The organism is Ardenticatenales bacterium, from assembly GCA_020634515.1.
Lineage (GTDB): Bacteria > Chloroflexota > Anaerolineae > Promineifilales > Promineifilaceae > JAGVTM01.
Genome location: JACKBL010000002.1, coordinates 1,055,545 through 1,073,570, shown reverse-complemented (window position 1 = coordinate 1,073,570; position 18,026 = coordinate 1,055,545). Strand labels below are relative to the sequence as shown.

Annotated in this window: 16 protein-coding genes; 8 read left to right on the top strand and 8 right to left on the bottom strand. The window is 57.7% G+C overall.

The features are described 5' to 3' along the window. Positions 1–258: 258 nt before the first annotated feature. A complete protein-coding gene (locus tag H6650_08870) occupies positions 259–1,269 on the bottom strand; it encodes a ParA family protein (GenBank protein MCB8952109.1) in 1,011 nt (336 codons plus the stop codon). 6 nt (positions 1,270–1,275) lie between these two features. Continuing rightward, positions 1,276–2,466: a putative DNA binding domain-containing protein gene (locus H6650_08865; GenBank protein ID MCB8952108.1), complete on the bottom strand. Its 1,191-nt coding sequence runs from the start codon at positions 2,464–2,466 to the stop codon at positions 1,276–1,278. Between the two features lie 175 nt (positions 2,467–2,641). On the opposite strand from H6650_08865, the gene H6650_08860 reads away from it, so the two are divergent. Beyond that, positions 2,642–4,165, top strand: a complete 1,524-nt coding sequence (locus tag H6650_08860) for a cobalamin B12-binding domain-containing protein (protein MCB8952107.1) — start codon at positions 2,642–2,644, stop codon at positions 4,163–4,165. 5 nt (positions 4,166–4,170) lie between these two features. Here H6650_08860 and H6650_08855 read toward each other — a convergent pair whose 3' ends face one another. Next, the gene (locus H6650_08855; GenBank protein ID MCB8952106.1) at positions 4,171–5,745 is read right to left on the bottom strand and encodes a glycosyltransferase family 39 protein; all 1,575 of its coding nucleotides are present in this window, start codon (positions 5,743–5,745) and stop codon (positions 4,171–4,173) included. Between the two features lie 595 nt (positions 5,746–6,340). Here H6650_08855 and H6650_08850 point away from each other — a divergent pair. The 5 genes from H6650_08850 to H6650_08830 all read left to right on the top strand — a co-directional run bounded on the left by H6650_08850 (position 6,341) and on the right by H6650_08830 (position 10,678). Next, positions 6,341–8,296 carry a formylglycine-generating enzyme family protein gene (locus H6650_08850; protein MCB8952105.1) on the top strand — a complete coding sequence of 652 codons (1,956 nt, stop codon included), beginning with the start codon at positions 6,341–6,343 and terminating at the stop codon, positions 8,294–8,296. A 566-nt stretch (positions 8,297–8,862) separates the two neighbouring features. Beyond that, positions 8,863–9,384, top strand: coding sequence for a transposase (locus H6650_08845; GenBank protein ID MCB8952104.1), 522 nt, complete (start codon positions 8,863–8,865; stop codon positions 9,382–9,384). Between the two features lie 218 nt (positions 9,385–9,602). Continuing rightward, positions 9,603–9,854: a hypothetical protein gene (locus H6650_08840; GenBank protein ID MCB8952103.1), complete on the top strand. Its 252-nt coding sequence runs from the start codon at positions 9,603–9,605 to the stop codon at positions 9,852–9,854. Between the two features lie 337 nt (positions 9,855–10,191). Then, on the top strand, positions 10,192–10,413 hold the full coding sequence (locus H6650_08835; GenBank protein MCB8952102.1) for a hypothetical protein: 222 nt from the start codon (positions 10,192–10,194) through the stop codon (positions 10,411–10,413). After that, a complete protein-coding gene (locus tag H6650_08830; GenBank protein ID MCB8952101.1) occupies positions 10,379–10,678 on the top strand; it encodes a type II toxin-antitoxin system RelE/ParE family toxin in 300 nt (99 codons plus the stop codon). Before H6650_08835 ends, H6650_08830 begins: the two co-directional genes overlap by 35 nt. 188 nt (positions 10,679–10,866) lie before the next feature. Here the strand turns inward: H6650_08830 and H6650_08825 are convergent, their stop codons facing one another. The 5 genes from H6650_08825 to H6650_08805 form a co-directional block, all read right to left on the bottom strand. Then, on the bottom strand, positions 10,867–11,751 hold the full coding sequence (locus tag H6650_08825; GenBank protein MCB8952100.1) for a methyltransferase domain-containing protein: 885 nt from the start codon (positions 11,749–11,751) through the stop codon (positions 10,867–10,869). Further along, entirely contained in the window at positions 11,748–12,527 is a 780-nt protein-coding gene (locus H6650_08820; protein ID MCB8952099.1) for a methyltransferase domain-containing protein, read from the bottom strand. The genes H6650_08825 and H6650_08820 overlap by 4 nt, the downstream gene beginning before the upstream one ends. A 65-nt stretch (positions 12,528–12,592) precedes the next feature. After that, a complete protein-coding gene (locus H6650_08815; protein MCB8952098.1) occupies positions 12,593–13,783 on the bottom strand; it encodes a hypothetical protein in 1,191 nt (396 codons plus the stop codon). 31 nt (positions 13,784–13,814) lie between these two features. Beyond that, positions 13,815–15,179 carry a DUF2029 domain-containing protein gene (locus tag H6650_08810; GenBank protein ID MCB8952097.1) on the bottom strand — a complete coding sequence of 455 codons (1,365 nt, stop codon included), beginning with the start codon at positions 15,177–15,179 and terminating at the stop codon, positions 13,815–13,817. After that, positions 15,176–15,841, bottom strand: a complete 666-nt coding sequence (locus H6650_08805; GenBank protein MCB8952096.1) for a methyltransferase — start codon at positions 15,839–15,841, stop codon at positions 15,176–15,178. The genes H6650_08810 and H6650_08805 overlap by 4 nt, the downstream gene beginning before the upstream one ends. A gap of 249 nt (positions 15,842–16,090) precedes the next feature. Between H6650_08805 and H6650_08800 the strand changes: the two genes are divergently transcribed. After that, positions 16,091–17,221 (top strand): glycosyltransferase family 4 protein, encoded by a 1,131-nt coding sequence (locus H6650_08800; GenBank protein MCB8952095.1) that lies wholly within the window; start codon positions 16,091–16,093, stop codon positions 17,219–17,221. Further along, positions 17,184–18,023 carry a glycerophosphodiester phosphodiesterase gene (locus tag H6650_08795; GenBank protein ID MCB8952094.1) on the top strand — a complete coding sequence of 280 codons (840 nt, stop codon included), beginning with the start codon at positions 17,184–17,186 and terminating at the stop codon, positions 18,021–18,023. The genes H6650_08800 and H6650_08795 overlap by 38 nt, the downstream gene beginning before the upstream one ends. The last annotated feature ends 3 nt before the right edge of the window (positions 18,024–18,026 follow it).

Sequence of the window (18,026 nt, the reverse complement as noted above, 5' to 3'; positions counted from 1 at the left end):
TTCTCCAGCAATTCCAGTTCACTCCTGGTAGAACTATACCTTATTTTCGCCTCCAAACCATGTTATGTACAATCGGCGTCGGCTTCCTGCGACTTAAAACAAGCGTCTAAACACCTATTGCGGCCGGTTTACCTTGCGTTTGGGGCCGCTTGAGGTTTTGTTTACTTGGGCAAAACGTGTCACTCTCTCCAGGTGGCTCTCGTCAGACTCGCCCAACTTCCCTGGTGCATGCACGCGAGCTTTGTTCGATTGCGTGTATTAATTTCCAGACACCGAAGCAACTGGAATTCGAGAGAGAATGTTCTTGGCTAAACCCTGAAAATCTTGATGTGCGTCTTGTACAGAATAATAATGTCCACCAACGACTCCATCAGCCGGTTTTAAGAAAAAGATCGGTTTCCGAGCTTCTTGAGCCATGGGTATTAAACTTCGGTAATGTTTTAATGTACCAATTCTGTTTGGATCACGCTCAATAGGAACATCAACAACTTCGTTTTTTCGCAAAATTTCTGATTGATAGACGCTGGGGATACGAGATAACCACCTTTGATAGGCTAAAGTTGGACGGCTAATACGTTCTGCATGTAACATGGAAATATAACCCAAAGGCTCCGTTTTCCCCGTCGGTACTTCAAATTCTCTCGAAGTATGTAATTCTCGACGTTGTTGCCATTGTGAACGCCATTTCTCAAGGGTAGGACCTAGATTTCGTAAACCTTGTACAGAAAAGAGGTCAGATGCAAGCGGGATGACCAAATAATCAGTTGAAATCATAACAGCACGATTGATTGAGCCAAGATTAGGCCCTATGTCGATCAAAACTAAATCTGCTGAATAAATCTTTATCGCAAGCTGAATAATTCGCCAGAAAGCAGAAAGAACACGAAATGCTCGTTCTTTGCCATCCGCGGATTCGGGCCATGCTGTCGCTAGATCGTCTTCAAATTGGGATAGTGACAAATCGCCACTTAGTAACGCAACAGAAAGTCCCTCTAGCTCTATTTCCTGTAGGTGTGGTTCTAAAACATCACCCGTTCCCTTGATTAGAGGTTGGATGCAACGGTAAATCGTGTTAGGCTTGGATGTGTCTTCCCATAATGTTTCAAGTTCTGTTTCAGTAAGAAAAAATGATGATAGATTAGATTGTGGGTCGAGATCAACCGCGATGATTCGTTTCCCTTGTTCAGCATAACTCCATGCTAAGTGATAAACTAGAGAGGTCTTGCCCACTCCGCCCTTATTATTAAAGAATGTAACTGTTGGTGCCATAACAGTCTATCTCTCTCGTACAATCGCCAGTACGCTATTTTGTGTAATCTGATATTCAACAGGCGGGTTGCCGTTGTTGGCGAGTGCTTTTTGGGCAATTGGTATTCCGAGTCCAAAACGTTGTACGAATCCAAGATTCTTTAACGCTTCCGCAATATGGGGGTTACGATAATCTGTTGCACCACGTCCCAAATTAGATTCATTGACCTGCCCAAACAGTCCACCGGGATTATATATCTCAATTCGATCATCAAACCACGTGATTCTGACCGGTGTATTATTTGCCTCGTAACTACGATGCAGAATGGCATTCCGAATTAGCTGACGCAGTGCTTCGATAGGATAATCGCTTCGCTTTTCCTCGACTGAGTTTCCCAAAATAGTTGAGCGAATTGAGACATTAATCTCAAGTAAATCGTCTATCAAACGCAACATATCTGGTAGTGGATCATCAATTTCCTTCTGATCAATGATTGGATCGGTCAGCTCATTTCCATTTACGCGCAAAAACTGAACATACGCCCCGTAAATGAAGTTGCGAGGTGTTTTGCCCACCGTCAAAATTCCAACCACTGTCGGCACTTTTGCTTCTAAGGAATCAAGCATTCTTAAGGAGACTAATTGGTGTTCAAGCGGCCGATTATTTTCTTCCAATACATCAAAGGCAACGGCGGATGGTAAATATATTCGTTCAAACAACGCGATATCTAAGTCATTCATGGATGCGGAGTACACAGGCCTAAGATCAAAAGCGAGATCTTTTGAACGTCGTTTCTCATTCAATATACGTTCATCATCTGGACTTGCTATGGCACGACGCGGCCCAACTCTTATCCAAACCCTGCCACGTCTGCGCACCGGTGGGGAATGAGAGGGTTCTACTATAATGGCGACAACCTCACAACCATTGAGAACATGTTTCTGAACGACCATGGTTGGGAACGGAACAATGGTACCATCATCTCTACATTGAGCAATCGTTGTTAATAATTCATCTGTAACGGTTAGATTACTACACTGCCCATTATCTTTTACACCGACAAATACAACACCAGCAAGCCCATAATCAGGAAGGTCATTTGCAAAGGCACAGATGGCCTCGCGAATCCTCTCCTTTGAACTTTTCCACGACTCTTTTCGCTCAACGCGATCCGATTCAAGGTCGTTAAATAGTCTCAGCAGCTCTTCAGGTCTCATGATCGTTAGTATATCCGCTCTTTTTTAGGATTGCGATTAAACTGATATTGCCAATCTAACTATACCTTATTTTCACCTATGAACCATGTTGTGTACAATCAGCGCCAGCTTCCCGCCGAGAATCATCCCGATTAACCATTCACCCATTCACGAATTCAACCATTAGCCATTCCTCATGATCCTTCTCTACAATCCGCAATCCTCCGCCAATCGCAAGCCCATCCTGCCCATGTCCCTCCTGGCCGTGGGCGCGGTGTTGGAAGGGCAGTATGACTATCGCATTGTTGATGGCAACCTGGAAGACGACCCGCTGGCTTGCCTGGACGCGGCCATTCGCCAGGCCGGTCCACGCCCGATCCTGGCCTGCACCGTCATGCCGGGTCCGCAGTTGCAGCAGGCTGTCCCCCTTTGCCACGAACTGAAGCAGCGCCACCCGCATTTGATCATCGTCTGGGGCGGCTATTTCCCGACGCAGCACTGGGATGCCTGTCTGCGGTCGGATTTCGTGGATTATGTTGTCCGAGGGCATGGGGAACACGCCTTTCGCCAGCTTGTTGATTGGCTGGTTGGGCAAAGTACGCTCCTGCCGCTGGATGGGGGAATGCCGGCATCCACCCACCCCCTCTCCCTCATCCCCGGCATCGCCTATCGCGGCACGGACAACGAGCCGATCAGCAACCCGTTGGCGCCCATTCCGCATCCGCGTGTAATGCCGGCATGGAACTTCGACCGCCTCCCCGTGGAACCATACGTGCGCCACACCTTCCTCGGCTCCCGCACCCTCGGCTACCACTCCTCCTACGGCTGCCCCTTCTTCTGCAACTTCTGCGCCGTCGTCAACATGGTCAACGGACGCTGGCTACCGCAAGACGCGCAAACAGTGGCCGAGATCGCGCAGATGTATCATGACCGCTGGGGCGTAAACGCCATTGAATTCTATGACAACAACTTCTTTACCTCAGAGAAACGGGTAGCGGATTTTAGCCAGGAACTACTGCAACGCGGCCTGAAAATTCGCTGGTGGGGAGAGGGGCGCATTGACACCATGCAAAAATACAGCGCGGAGACATGGCGACTGATGCGGGACGCCGGGCTGCACATGGTCTTCATGGGCGCGGAATCCGGCTCCAACGAAACGCTCAAACGCATGGACAAGGGGGGCACGATGAGTACGGACAAGACGCTAGAAATGGCCCGCCTGATGAAACAGTGGAACATCGTGCCTGAGTTTTCCTTCGTGATGGGCAACCCCCCCGACCCGGAAGCGGATGCGCGGCAGACGATAGCCTTTATCCGGCAGGTGAAGAAGGTCAATCCGGCGACGGAAGTCATCATGTATCTGTACACGCCCGTACCGCTAGCAGGCGATCTGTACGACGAGGCGCGCGCCGATGGCTTCGCCTTCCCGGAGACGCTGCTGGAGTGGGTTAGTCCTGACTGGGTGGCTTTTTCGCAGCGGCGCAGCAAGACCATGCCCTGGGTAAAGCAGCCGCTACAGGAAATGCTGTACGACTTCGAGCGCGTCCTCAACGCCTACTACCCCACCTCCACCGACACCAGACTGACGCGGACGTGGCGGGGCGTGTTGCGCGCCGTCTCCGCCTGGCGCTACCACCTCGGCTTCTACCGCTTTCCCCTGGAACTGCGCGCCCTGCACAAAGTCATTGCCTACCAGCGCCCGGAAACGTCAGGCTTCTGATTGGTTCATTCTTCAGGGCGGGGGAACTCGCCCCCGTTACACCCTGTGCTATCACTGACTACACGAAAAAGCGTATATGATTGCCGCTGGCCGACAGGGATTAGCCCGCCGCGGTCACGTAGCCAATGGTAGGTCTGCCCCGGTGTCATGTCCGACCATTGGCTTTCGACGTTCGCCACGTCGATGAGCAGATAGGCGGGGCGGGCGGAGGACAGCCAGGCGGGCAAGGCGGATGGGGGGGTGAAGTAGAGTTCGGTGGTGTCGATGCGGGTGTAATGCTGCAAGGTCGCGGTGAGTTGGAAGGCGAGGAGTTGGGATTGTGCCGGCATTTCCCCCGCCACCCACGCCACTGTCCGCAAATCAGCCGCCTTCCGCGCCACAAAACCGCGCGTCAGCGTCCCCCCCCCAACCCCCATCAGCAGCAACCCCACCACCAGCCACACCCCCGCCAGCCAGCGCCAGCGCCGCGGCAGCCAGTCCCGCACCCAGGACCACCCCACCGCCGCCACAACCGCTGCCGGTGGCATAAACGCCAGCACAAAGCGGAAATTCTGCCAGGGCGCGCCCGCGTGGAAAACCAACACCACCCCCCACCAGCCGGCCAGCAGCCACATCCGCCCCCCCTGCCACTCGCGCCACAGCGCCCACAGGCCGGGCAGCAGCAAGCCGGCTAACAGCGGCGTCAGAAAGTAACGATGCAGCGGCGTCAAGGCATAGTAGAGGCCGTTGGGCAGCCGGTATTGCAGCAGCCCATCCGCCGTGACAAACTGGTGGCGCAGCGCATTGAGCGGACGCCAGGAGTACACATCCAGGTCTACCAGATAATTTTGCCCCGGCTGCCCGGCCAAGAACTGGCGCAGCGGCAACCAAAGTGGCTGCAAAACCAACCCCACTACTACGGCAGCGACCACGGCAGCCAGCGTCGCCTCGCGCCAACCACGCCCCCGCGCCATCTGTACCAAAACCATCAGCGCGTAGGCGGTGATGGGCAAAGCCACCAACGCATAGGCCCAGCGCGTCAGCACGGCAAAGGCCATGCCCGCCGCCGCCAGCCACAGCCAGCCGCGCCCCTGCGTGCGCCCAAACCGCGCCAGCGCCCACGCGCCCATCGTCGCCGCCGCCAGCGCGGTCGTATCCGCCATGACGACGGCGCTCGACTGCCACAACTGCCCCATGCACCCCGCCAGCAGCGCCGCCACCAGGGGCACAGCCGAACCGGGATGGTCGCGCCCCCAGAGTTCTTCGGCCAGCAGCCAGGTGAACACGGGCACGAGCGCGCCCGCCGTCAGGCTGACGAGTTGCCCGGCCAGCGGGGTTTGGCCGACAAGGAGGGAGACGAGCGCCAGGATGAGTGGGTAGCCGGGGGGCCAGGTAAATGCCGGCATCCCCCCTCCCCCACGCAGCGCCGCCAACAACGGACCCACGGCATAATCATAGTATGCAAACGAATCCTGCCCATACAGGCCATCAAACCCGCTTCCATGCAACGTGACCACCTGCGCTCCTACAAACGTGGCAAATAGGAATGCCGGCAGCCACCACTGACGTATACGCGAAGAAGACCAAAACGCTTGCATCATAAAAACACCCACAAAATCAGGTTCCGGTGTCCCAGAACCCGGTTTTCATCACCACCAAACAACTCCCCCGCCGCCACAAGCCGTAATAATAACGCGAACCGCCAGAACGTAGCCAGGACTTTACGTTAGCCGGCCGCGGCGCCGTGCGGATGTCAAATTAAATTCCAGATACCCAACCAATGTAGAAGTTGGGACGAGAGCCGCCCACGCCGAAGCCGCGACGGATGAAAATAATCAGGATTTCGCGGATGGCGCAGATCCTTGTTTTATCCGCGTTTTTGCCCTATTCCGGCTAAAGCCTCCACTCCGGTAGGATATATTAAACGCAACCTTTGGAGTCGAGGCTTCAGCCGGTTCTTTTACGCTGTGTGAGTTCCGGCTAAAGCCTCCACTCCGGTAGGATATTATTAAACGCAACCTTTGGAGTCGAGGCTTCAGCCGGTTCTCCCCACGGTTCCGGTTTTGGTTCCTTTCTACCTGTTCGTTCGTGGTATACTCTGCTTCAGAGCGCTTCTCAAAGAGGCAAAGAGGCGAGCCTGGCTTACGTGCCCAATAAATGGAGGAGACAACATGAAACCGCCAACCCCTATACAGTATGCTGCTATTATTGCTGGCTTTGCTGCTGCTTACCCTTTCCTTTTTCCGCAGCGCATCTCCCAGCAATGCAGCGCCAGATACGCCCACGATAGAAAACACTCTTTTCTTGCCAATGTTTGTGACCAATTTGCCCCCGATCATCCCCGATACAACCGAGGTGTTAACAGACGAAACAACGCAACATCTGCTGTCCGTCTCTGAGAACGGCGACATCTTTACCTTTGGACAAATGACACCAGAATTGCAGGCGCTCAACAGTGGCGACGTGATGGTTGGCGACGCCAGTGAAATTGCACCCTATGGCTTCTTACGCCAGGTGTCTACTGTGACGGAAACCGATGGTCAGGTTGTGGTTACTACCGCCTCAGCTACTCTAGAAGATGCCATCCAGCAGGGAGAGTTTCATTTTGCCAAACGGCTGACGCCTGCGGACATTGAATCCATGAGCGCACGGCCAGGGGTGCTGCTGCGAAAACCGTCTGAAACGATGATTGACGACAGCTTCCTATTTGAGATTAATGATGTTGTGCTATATGACGAGGATGGCAACCTCAATACCACCTACGACCAGCTTAAAGTGAACGGCAGTTTGGAGTTAGCCCCTGACTTTAGCTTCGATTGGCGCATTGAGGATTGGGAGTTGCAGGAGTTGGAGTTTGTCTTTAACGCCCAGGAAACGACTGAACTGGAGTTCCAGATTGAAGTTAATCTGCTGAGTGTAGAGATGCAATATGAACTGGCGCGATTGTATCTGGGAACAGTCGTCGTGTTTGTGGGACCAGTCCCGGTCGTTTTTGTTATCGAAATGCCTGTTTATCTTCGCGCTGATGGCAACGTGAGTGTAGGCATCGTGACCCGTGTCACCCAACAAGCTGACCTGTCCGCCGGGCTGCGTTATGAGGACGGCAACTGGGATCCAATTGCTGACCTGGATAACAGCTTTGGGTTTGATCCTCCCCAGTTATCTATTGGCGCTGACTTCAAGGGTTACATTGATCCTCCCTTGACCCTCCTGCTTTACGGTGCAGCGGGGCCGTTTGCTGGGGTTACTCCCTACCTGAAATTACAGGCAGACATTTTCGCCAATCCCTGGTGGGAGCTATATGGCGGAATAGAGGCCACCGTAGGCGTAAAAGTTGATGTCTTGGGGCACTCGTTAGGCGAGCATACAGAGGTCGTCATTGCCTACGAAATTCTGTTGGCGCAAGCGGATCCTCCGCCGTTACCTGGGGAAATGGTATACGTGCCGGCAGGGGAGTTCCAGATGGGCTGCGACCCGGCCCACAACGGCGGTTATTCCTGCTGGCAAGATGAACTGCCCCTGCACACGGTCTACCTGGATGCTTACTCCATAGACACGACAGAAGTGACCAACGCCCAGTATGCCCAATGTGTAGTCGCCGGGGCGTGCGCACCGCCATTGTATAATCATTCATATACCCGCCCCTCTTATTATGATAACCCGGCTTATGCCGACTACCCGGTGATTCACGTTTCCTGGTATGATGCTGCTGACTACTGCGCCTGGGCCGACAAGCGGCTGCCTACCGAAGCAGAGTGGGAGAAGGCGGCGCGGGGGACAACGGTGCAAGCTTTTCCATGGGGGGATCAATCTCCGAATTGTACGCTCACCAACTTTGACGTTGATCCTGGAACACACGATATTTGCGTAGGCGACACCAGCCAGGTAGGCAACTACCCGAACGCAGCCAGCCCGTATGGGGCACTGGATATGGCTGGCAATGTAGGAGAATGGGTCAGCGACTGGTATGATTTCGACTATTACAGCAGTTCGCCTTACAGTAACCCACCAGGACCGGTTACAGGTACAGGGAAAGTGCTTCGGGAAGGGGCGTGGAACCTCTCCGCCCACTTCATCCGCGCTGCCTACCGCAACGGCTATCCGCCCGCCGCCCGCTACGGCTACATCGGCTTTCGGTGCGCCCAGGAGTAGCTTTCTCCCCTCTTTTCTGGATTTCTGGCTTCCATTTTGGGTCTGGGGCTTCGCCCCAGCAAAATCTAAAATCCGGAGTGGAGGCTTCAGCCGGTCGTCTCACTCGTGCCCGTTCCGGCTAAAGCCTCCACTCCGACAGAATACTACAACAGGAGTGGAGGCTTCAGCCGGTTTTCTCACCCGCGCTGCTAAAGCCTGTTCCGGCTAAAGCCTCCACTCCGACAGAATACTACAACAGGAGTCGAGGCTTCAGCCGGTTTTCTCACCCGCGCTGCTAAAGCCTGTACGCCGTGTCCTTCACCCTCGCGCCGCCTAATCCGGAGTCGAGGCTTCAGCCGGTCGTCTCCCCGTGCCGTTCCGGCTAAAGCCTCCACTCCGGCAGAATGCTACGACAACTCGAAAATTGGAGTCGAGGCTTCAGCCGGTCGTCTCGCTCGTGCCCGTTCCGGCTAAAGCCTCCACTCCGACAGAATACTACAACAGGAGTCGAGGCTTCAGCCGGTCGTCTCCCCGTGCCCGTTCCGGCTAAAGCCTCCACTCCGGTAGAGGGATAGAATAGGGGTCGCATGAGTCACCACCCACCCCATATCTACCTGGACGATACCTGGTACATCATTACGGCTGCCACGCTCAACCACACCCCCTTCCTACGCGAGGAACGCGCCAAAGCACTTCTGCGCGATAAATTAAAAGAGCTTGTCCAAACGTTCAAAATCAATCTGCGCGCCTGGGTCATTCTGGATAATCATTATCACCTGCTTCTGCAAACCTCCCACGGTCAGGATTTAAGTCGCTTCTTCGGCCAGTTACACGGTAGTACAGCATGGACGCTCAATGGATGGGACAACGTCAGGGGGCGGCAGGTGTGGCACAATTACTGGGACACCTGTATCCGTAACGACAAAGGGTATTGGACGCGCTTTAACTACATTCACCAGAACCCGGTCAAACATGGTTATGTACAAAATAGTGCGGATTGGCGCTTTTCCAGTTATCGTTATTACCTGCGCACCCAGGGGCAGGCATGGCTGGATGATTGTGCGATGAGGTATCCAGTGCTGGATTATCTGGAAGGGGATGATTTCTAACAGGCCGTTGGAATCGGGCTCTCCGGAGTCGAGGCTTTAGCCGGTTCCGGAGTCGAGGCTTTAGCCGGTTCCGGAGTCGAGGCTTTAGCCGGTTCCGGAGTCGAGGCTTTAGCCGGTTCCGTTCCGGCTGGAAGCCTCCACTCCCAACTAGAAAAGGGTATTTACTCTGCCCCAAAATTCACAGGCAGAGATTATCTCACAGAATAAGCGAGATCATTATGTGGCTTGTCTATCTGCGTTTTGAGGATCAAGAACAGGTGCAAACCTACCACGTCACCGCCGAAAACCAAAAGATTGTCAACGAAATCTACCATCTTGCTGAACAGCACGGTCTGAATCCAACGGCTAAACTTGTCGAATACGCCTTTTTCTATGCTCAGGGCACAATGAAGCCCAAACATGTGCCCAATTTCCACTTCTACTCCGCCAGTGAATTCAAAGCCCGCTGGCAAAAAGCCGCAGGTAAATAAGGTGAACGTAGTTATGGTTCGGCAAAGGCGAAGGCAGTGAAGGCGGGGATGTCTAGGGGGCAGGCAGCTTTTCAGGAGAGATTCCTCAGGAAGGTGGGGGTGTCGCCGTCAGGGGGGACAAGCCAGCGCATCAGCTCTCCCCGCTTGCGTTTGCGCCATGACCACCATATACTTTTCAAAAGCGGCGCGACAAAACCTGGAATAGCGAACTATTTTGATCGCCAGACTTGAGGAATTCATAGCAGACTATTCGGAAAATAGCCGGAAAGCCAGAACAAGTTGATTAGGCTATGTTAGCAATAACCATTACCTGCGAGAAAGCAAAGGAGATGATGCAATGGTAACGCGAGTAGCAGATATGAGCGTGGATGAATTAAGGACACTCATTCAGGAGACAATCACGCAAACTTTGGCAGAATTGCTGCGTGATCCGGATGAAGGATTGTTACTGCGCGAGGACATTGAAACAGCTTTACGCCTCTCGATAGAAGCTGTTATGTTAGGGGAAAAGACAATGGCGACGGATGACGTTGCTGCCAGGTTGGGGTTGGACTGGTAAGGTGTATCACGTTGAGTTCACTGCAAACGCAGTGGACGATCTGGAGCGATTGAGTAAGCCAACAGCGCAACGAATATTTAGCAAAATTCGCTGGTTGGCGGATAACTTTGATTTGCTAACGCCTGAACCGTTGACCGGGCAATGGAAAGGTGTTTATAAGCTGCGCGCGGGTGATTATCGGGTCTTGTATACGTTTAGCGCTGCTGAAAGCCGTATCACTGTCCATTTTGTCCGCCATCGCCGCGAGGTTTACAAACTTGACTAATCGGGTGTCGCAAAGATTTTAGGTTTAATCCAAAATCGCAGAGAGCTACGGTAATTCCTAATTGGGGTGGGCGTGACCTAAAGTTGGGAACGATTCGTTCTGCGGTGCGGCAGTTGGGCATTGATTGGCAGGATTTTCAAGACGTTGAGGGCTGAGTCGGTGAGCAGGAGGGATACAATACCCGGTTTTTATAACTGCGAATCAGGTCCCCGCCGCCACAAGCCGTAGTAGTAGCGCGGGCGGGTGGGGCGGAGCCAGGATTTCAGGTTGGCGGGGAGGAGCGCCCGCTGCCAGCGCAGGCGCACGCCCGCGGCCCGCAGCGCGGCGTGGTCGGCAAAATCCAGGTATCCTTTGAAGGTCTTGAAGTATTGCACGCCTTCCGCCTGCAAATAGGCGCGAAAGGCGGCGGCGCGTTCGGCGGCGGCGGCGGTGTCCCGCATGAAAGCGAGACCGGTGAGCAAGAGCAACCCGCCAGGGACCAGCCGCGCCCGGGCCTGGGCCACGGCGTGCAGGGGATCGACATAGAACTGGAGGCAGCGATTGACAATGACCACGTCATAGTCTGCCGGCAAAATCGACAGGTCTTCCAGGTCCATCTGCATCGCTAACCACGACTGGTTGTAATGCTTCATGGCGCGCAGTCCGTCCCACTCGTCGGCGAAATAATCAACCGCCGCGACCGCGTGCCCATCCGCCGCCAGCCAATGCGTCAACCAGCCGTTCCACGCGCCGATTTCCAGAATGCGGCGTGGACCGGAACGGCGTGACAAGAGGCGGCGCACCAGCGCCAGGTCATATTGCCGCAGCCGCCACTCGAATGCGCCCTGGGTCGCGGGTCCATAAGGCAGTGGCGGATAAGCAGCGGGTTGGCGGATGCTGTGGTCGCGGGTGGCGCGGTACTGGCTGAACTGCCGTTGAAAAGGCAGATAGCGGGCGGCAAACGGGGTGGAAAACAGGGTGACGACGCCATCTGCGACGGCGAAGGCATGTCCTCGCGTGCAGGTCCAGGTTTGGAGGTCCAGTCGTTGCCGGCATTCCGGACAACAAATCCCGCTCGCCAATTCCCCCATCATACAAGCCCCTCCGGTTTACGCAGCACAAACAGGCGGCTCTCAATCGCCTGTCCATCGGCATGATGTTGGCGCAGGCGGCGGCGGTAGTACCAGCGCCGCCAGAGCAAACGCGGCGATGCCCCATGCCGCCAGTTAATACGGACGGTAACGGAGGGGGCATCCTCTGCAAATGCCGGCACAGGCCGCAAAATAGCCGCCGACAGTACCTCGAAGCCCGCCCGTTCCATCGCCTGCCGCCACTCGCGCACCGACCAGGGCGCGTCGGAAGCCTGGCGCAGGCCAAAATGAGCCAGGGCACGGGCATTGATCACGTCCGCTTGCTCCGGCGACACATCCGGCTTCCAGATAGCCTCGTTAGCGACGTAGAGGCCGCCGGGACGCAGCACGCGCCACAACTCAGACAGCATGTCCGTGGCTACCTGAACATCCTGGAACCCCAGTACAGATTCCGTGAGGGCGCGGTCGAAGGTATTTGCCGGCATGGGCAAACAGTGACCACGCCCACGCACCAGAGAAACCGGCGTTGCCCCGCCCTCCTGCGCCAACCGCGCCCGCGCCGCCGCCAACATCTCTGGCAACAGTTCCACGCCCACCGCCCGCGCGCCCCGCCGTCGCAATCGCCACAGCGTTTGCCCCGTGCCGCAACCAATCTCCAGCACGCGCATCCCCGGCCGCACCGCCGCCGCCAACAACAACGCCGCCGTCCCCGCCGCCCCCAACGGGTGAATATCCGCCGCCCCCAAACGCCCCAAATACTTCAAATAATCAAAATCCATCCGCACACCTCATACCTCATACCTCATACCTCATACCTCATACCTCATACCTCACACCTCATACCTCACACCTCATACCTCACCCATCCCCCATACACGACCAGCATCAGCCACTGCGCGGCGGCGCTGGCGGCAATGGCCCCCACCATGCCCACGCGCGGCAGCAACAGCATGTTGAGGCCAAAATTGGCGGCGATACCGAGGACGTTGACGGACACCACGGCGGTCTGGCGGTTGTTCTTGTACAGGGCGTAGATGGCGGGCAAATAGGCGTAGATGGGCAGGATGAACAGGCCGCCGAGGAGGAGCATGAGGAGCGGTAGTTGGAATTGGTAGAGGTAGACGAGGGCAAGGTGCGCCATGAGCAAGAATGGTCCCACGAGGAGCAACCCCAGGGCAAAGAGGCGGGCGGCGATTTTGAGGATGGCCCGCGTTTGCAGGCGGTAGAGGGTTTTGACAAAGGGCATCAGGACGAAGGCGCTGACGGATTGGGCGTAGAGCATGAGGTTGATGAAGACCTGGTATTGGCCGACTTTTGCCGGCATCAAATAAAAATTCACCGCATACAAATCCGCCCGCGACTGCAACATCCCACTCAGGCCCAACAGAAAAAACGGGAACGCCAGCCGATAATACCCCCAATCCAGCCGCCCGCCCCCCGCGAGAAACGTATCACGGCGAAAACGCCAGGCAAACGCCGCCGCCTGCGCCAGATGCACGCCGCAAAACAACGCCAACAGCGTGTCCAGCGTCGTCGCCGGTCCTTGCCACACAACGACGCCGGCCATCACCGCCAATCCCACCAACTCCAGCGCCGCCGCGTACAAAAAATCCCGCCGGTACAGCACCAGCACATCGTAGGACTGCACCAGCACCTGCCCCAGCCCCCAGCCGATAATCAGCAGCGTGCGCCCCGAAGCAAAGCCCCAAAACCACGCGGCCACCGACAACAGCGCCAGCAGCGTCAGGCGCGTCCACAGGCTGGAAAGCCACGCGCGGCCAATGGTCGCCGGCGACTGGCTAAAAGCGCGCAGCAAATACTCCTTGTTCCCCCAACCGACGACGTGCGCCGCCAACTGCACCACGATCATCACGTTCACAAACGCCCCCCAGAGGTCCACCGACGCGCGCCGGATGACCAGAAAAGAGACGACCACGTTAAAAATGGGCAGCAGCAGGCTGTTGAAGGCGTTCTTCACCACCGTCCAGAAACGGCGTTGCACTTTGTTCGTCCGCCATTGGGTGAGCAGGGTCATAGTTGGAAGTTGGTGGCTGTCCGCCATTAAATCAGCGGAAATGCGCGGGCAGCCGGTCAGTAACCATCCGTAGAAAAGTGCGAAGTTGTTTCCGGTCGGTTGCTTGGTGGTTGGTGGTTGGTCGTTGACGGTTGGCAGTTGGTGGTTGGTCGTTGACAGGTGGTAGTGGGCGGCTTTCCGTTGATTGCTGCAAGCAGAGCGCCCAGAGCAGCAGCCCGCCGACCAGTTTGGGGTAGGCCAGCAGCGCCCACCAGCCGGCGGCCAGTCGCGGCGAGCGGTAAGGCAGGTCGGCGGCGATGAGGATGAGGGCCAGCAGCAGGAGGAGCCAGACGCGCCAATCGGACTGCTGCCGCGCCCATTGGCAGAGGATGAATGCCGGCAATAACAGCAACGCATAATGGTAATCGAGCGCCAGCGGGCTGAGAATCAGGCCCAGAATCACGCCGGCGGCAAAGAGCAGGTCCTGGTCGGTGATTTCTCTGGCCGCTTTCGTCGGAGATGCCGGCATTTTCCACGCAAACCACGCCGTCACCCCCACCAGCAAACCCGCGCCCGCCAGGTAGAGCGCGTTGCCCAACTGCGGCAATCGCGCCACGGGCAGGGGATTCCACTGCGCATCAGCGGTGAACAGATGGCGCGTCCAACTGAGCCATGTCTGGTAGGCCGTGACGGCGCGCTCCGGCTGCTGGCTGAGGCCGCGCAGCAGCGTGAGGAACGCCTCCCACGCAGGCCAGCCCGGCCAGGTGAGCAGCAACAAGACCACGGCAGCCACTCCGCCGGCCAGCAGCGCCCGCCAGCGACGCTGGCACAGCAGCAGCAGCCACACGAACGCGCCCGCCAGTTTCATCACGCCGGCCACGGCCAGCAGCGCGCCCAACCAGCCAGCGCGCCATTGGCGATAGGCGACCCAGGCGGCGGTGAAAAGCCCCAGCAGCAGGACGTATATCTGGCCGAGGTGGAAATTGGCGCGGATGGGTTGGAAGAGGAGCGTAAGGAGTAGAAATGCCGGCATCCACGCCCCCCGCCAGTTCCATCGCCACAGCCACCACCCGACGACCAGCAGCATCGTCAGCAAGGAAAGGGTGGACCAGACACGGCGCGCGCCGACGTAATCCAGGCCCACGAGTGGCAGCAACAGCACGTTTGTGGGCGGCGGGTTGATGTGGACGTCGCTCGCGTCCGGTTGGAAGCGGGCAATCTGCGCGATGAACCAGTCTACGTCGTAGTTGAGGGCGGGGTCGGCGCCCGCGGCAAGGAGGCGGGAGGCGGTGTAGTAGGCAACAAAACCGTGGGAGGGTCGGGAAAATGCCGGCACAAGCTCCCGCACAAAATCCACCCCGGCCACCACCACCGCCAACCACAGCAGCGCGACCAACACAGACCGTCGCGCCATCATGCCCGTGCCACCCGATAGAGCGTTATCCGTTCTGACGGCAGTCGCCGCTGCGCCACGCCCTTTGCCGCCCATCCCCGCGCCGCCAGAGCCGCCAGGAAGCCCGCCTCGTCCCCCAGCGAAGACAGCAGCACCAGCGCCCACCCACCGGGAACCAGGTGCGCCCCCAAACCCGCCGCAAACCGCTCCGCCACGTCCGTGGCATGAAAAGCGCGATCCAGCGCGCCGGTCGGTTCGCCGGGAAAATAGGGCGGGTTAAAAAGAATCACCGCGAAACGCCGTTCCGCCAATCCCGCGAACAAATCCCCCTCCCGCACCACAATTTTCGCTTCCAGATCGTTCAACAGCACATTGATGCGCGCGCAGCGCACCGCCGCCGGGTTGACGTCCACCGCCAGCACGCGCCCCGCCCATCGCGCGGCGAAGATGGCCCCAATCCCCGACCCGGTTCCCATGTCCAAAACGGAAGAGCCAGGCGGGATCAGCGAACTGTCAAAAGCCTCCACCATGAATTCACTCGTCAAAAACAGGGTAGGATTGAATACGTCGGGCAAAATCAACAGGGAATAATCGCCCACCCGCTCCAGCACCAGGCGGTTAAATCGATGTCGCTGAAAGAGAAGAAAGCGCAGCCGCAGCCACGCGCGCCAAATACGGGCCAGCACAGTTGCCTCATAAAAGGGGAGGAATAATTCATTCGTGAATTGAAGAATCGTTGAACGGTTAATGGCGTCCACATGAACCACCCATTCACCCATTCACCCATTCACCCGTTCAACAGTTCAACAATTAAATCTTCCACTCTCCCACATTCATCAAACGGGAAAGAGCGGTAGTGTACCATGATTCGGTCGGCTGCTGTACACTAGAGATTGGTTCATTCTTCCAGAATGAACCAATCTGAGAAGTAATTTATGCGAATTGCCCTCATCACACCCGGATTCAGCGCCCACGCGGGACATTGGGCGATACCTGCGCTGGAAGTGTACGCCACGCGGCTGGCACGGCGGCACGAGGTCCACGTCTTTAGCCTGCGGTATCCCCCGCCGGGGACGTATGCTTTTGGCGGGCTGGCGCACACGGCCATCGGCGGCGGGCAGCGGGGGGGCGCGGCCTCGCTGCGCATCATGGGGCGGGCGGCGGCGGCGGTGCGGCGCGCGCACCAACGACAACCGTTTGATGTGCTGCACGCTTTCTGGGCGGATGAGGCGGGGTTTGTGGCGGCATGGGTGGGACGGTGGTTGAAAATGCCGGCACTCATCTCCTGCGCGGGGGGTGAACTGGTCTGGTTTCCCGCGCATGGCTACGGCACGCAAGGCTCCCTTTTTCGCCGCTGGCTTGTGCGCACCGCCCTGCGCCACGCCACCCTCGTCACCACCGGCTCACGCTACCAGCTTGGCCTGGCCGCCGCGCAAGGCATCGACGCGCACCGCCTGCGCCTGGCCCCGCTGGGCATGGACTGCGCCCACTTCCAACCACCCACCGCCCCCCCACCGCTGCCGCCAACGCTCGTCCAGGCCGCGTCGCTGACGCCGGTCAAAGGGCAGGCCGCGCTGCTGGCCGTCCTGGCCGATGTGCGGCGGCATCTACCAACCACCCGCCTACTGCTGGCGGGGGACGGTCCTCTGCGCGCGCGGCTGCAACAGCAGGCGGCGGAAATGGGGCTGGGATCGTGCATTTCCTGGCAGGACAGGGTCGGATTCACGCAAATGCCAGCCGTTTTCCGGCAGGCGCACGTCTACGTGCAAACCTCGATACACGAGGCACAAGGGATGGCCGTTTTGGAGGCGATGGCGTGTGGCGTGCCGGCATTGGGCACACCCGTTGGCGTCATTCCCGAAATCGCCGCCGCCCCGCCCACCGACGAACCCGCCGCCCTCGCCGCGCACATCGTCGCCCTCCTGGCCGACCCCGCGCACTACGTCTACCAACGCGCCCGAGCGCGGCAGTTGGCGCAAACCCACTACGATCTCCCCGTTGCCATGCAGCGGTTCCAGGACTTATACTATGAAGCGACTTCCACAAAATCCCCTATCCCAACCTGACGGCGTCGTCGTCATGGCCCATCGCGGCTGGCGCGGGCGCTTCCCCGAAAACACGATGCGCTCCTTCGCCGCCGCCGCCGCCCTGGGTGTGGACGCCCTGGAAATGGATATCCACAGCACCGCCGACGGCGTTCTCGTGGTCTTTCACGACGACACGCTGGAGCGCACCACCAACGGGCGCGGCCCCATTCACGCGCTCACCCTGGCGGAACTGCGCCAACTGGACGCCGGCTACAACTGGACGGACGACGGCGGCCAAACGCACCCGTTTCGCGGCCAGGGATTGACCGTGCCAACGCTGGAGGAGGTGTTCACCACGTTTCCCGGTTTCTGGATCAACGTAGACATCAAGCAGCGTCAGCCGTCCATCGTCAAGCCGTTTGCGCGCATGATCCGCGACTTTGGCCTGACGCGCCAGCTTTGCGTTGGCTCCTTCGACAACGAAACGGTCGCGGAATTTCGCCACGAATGCCCGGAGGTCGTCACGATTGGCTCCGTGAACGAGGTGCGCCGCCTTTTTCTGCTGAGCAAAATGCGGCTGGGCGGTCTCTATCGTGGCCAGGCGCGCGCCGTGCAGCTCCCTGAGTACAGCGGAAAAACGCGGGTGGTCACGCCCCGCTTCGTGGCGGACGCGCACCGCCACGGGGTGGGCGTTCACGTCTGGACGGTGAACGAGGAGGCGGACATGGCGCGCCTGATGGAGATGGGCGTGGATGGCCTCATCACGGATTTTCCCGACCGGCTCTTGCGCCTCCTCGGACGCGCCGCCACGAACAATGACCAACGATCAACCATCAACTGAACA

What these genes read in the sequence shown, in the direction of transcription:
- H6650_08850 (MCB8952105.1), top strand. Translation starts at nt 6,341, where the DNA reads ATGCTGCTATTATTGCTGGCTTTGCTGCTGCTTACCCTTTCCTTTTTC.
- H6650_08795 (MCB8952094.1), top strand. Translation starts at nt 17,184, where the DNA reads ATGAAGCGACTTCCACAAAATCCCCTATCCCAACCTGACGGCGTCGTC.
- H6650_08860 (MCB8952107.1), top strand. Translation starts at nt 2,642, where the DNA reads ATGATCCTTCTCTACAATCCGCAATCCTCCGCCAATCGCAAGCCCATC.
- H6650_08835 (MCB8952102.1), top strand. Translation starts at nt 10,192, where the DNA reads ATGGTAACGCGAGTAGCAGATATGAGCGTGGATGAATTAAGGACACTC.
- H6650_08845 (MCB8952104.1), top strand. Translation starts at nt 8,863, where the DNA reads ATGAGTCACCACCCACCCCATATCTACCTGGACGATACCTGGTACATC.
- H6650_08840 (MCB8952103.1), top strand. Translation starts at nt 9,603, where the DNA reads ATGTGGCTTGTCTATCTGCGTTTTGAGGATCAAGAACAGGTGCAAACC.
- H6650_08865 (MCB8952108.1), bottom strand. Translation starts at nt 2,466, where the DNA reads ATGAGACCTGAAGAGCTGCTGAGACTATTTAACGACCTTGAATCGGAT.
- H6650_08815 (MCB8952098.1), bottom strand. Translation starts at nt 13,783, where the DNA reads ATGACCCTGCTCACCCAATGGCGGACGAACAAAGTGCAACGCCGTTTC.
- H6650_08855 (MCB8952106.1), bottom strand. Translation starts at nt 5,745, where the DNA reads ATGATGCAAGCGTTTTGGTCTTCTTCGCGTATACGTCAGTGGTGGCTG.
- H6650_08820 (MCB8952099.1), bottom strand. Translation starts at nt 12,527, where the DNA reads ATGGATTTTGATTATTTGAAGTATTTGGGGCGTTTGGGGGCGGCGGAT.
- H6650_08800 (MCB8952095.1), top strand. Translation starts at nt 16,091, where the DNA reads ATGCGAATTGCCCTCATCACACCCGGATTCAGCGCCCACGCGGGACAT.
- H6650_08810 (MCB8952097.1), bottom strand. Translation starts at nt 15,179, where the DNA reads ATGATGGCGCGACGGTCTGTGTTGGTCGCGCTGCTGTGGTTGGCGGTG.
- H6650_08830 (MCB8952101.1), top strand. Translation starts at nt 10,379, where the DNA reads ATGACGTTGCTGCCAGGTTGGGGTTGGACTGGTAAGGTGTATCACGTT.
- H6650_08870 (MCB8952109.1), bottom strand. Translation starts at nt 1,269, where the DNA reads ATGGCACCAACAGTTACATTCTTTAATAATAAGGGCGGAGTGGGCAAG.
- H6650_08825 (MCB8952100.1), bottom strand. Translation starts at nt 11,751, where the DNA reads ATGATGGGGGAATTGGCGAGCGGGATTTGTTGTCCGGAATGCCGGCAA.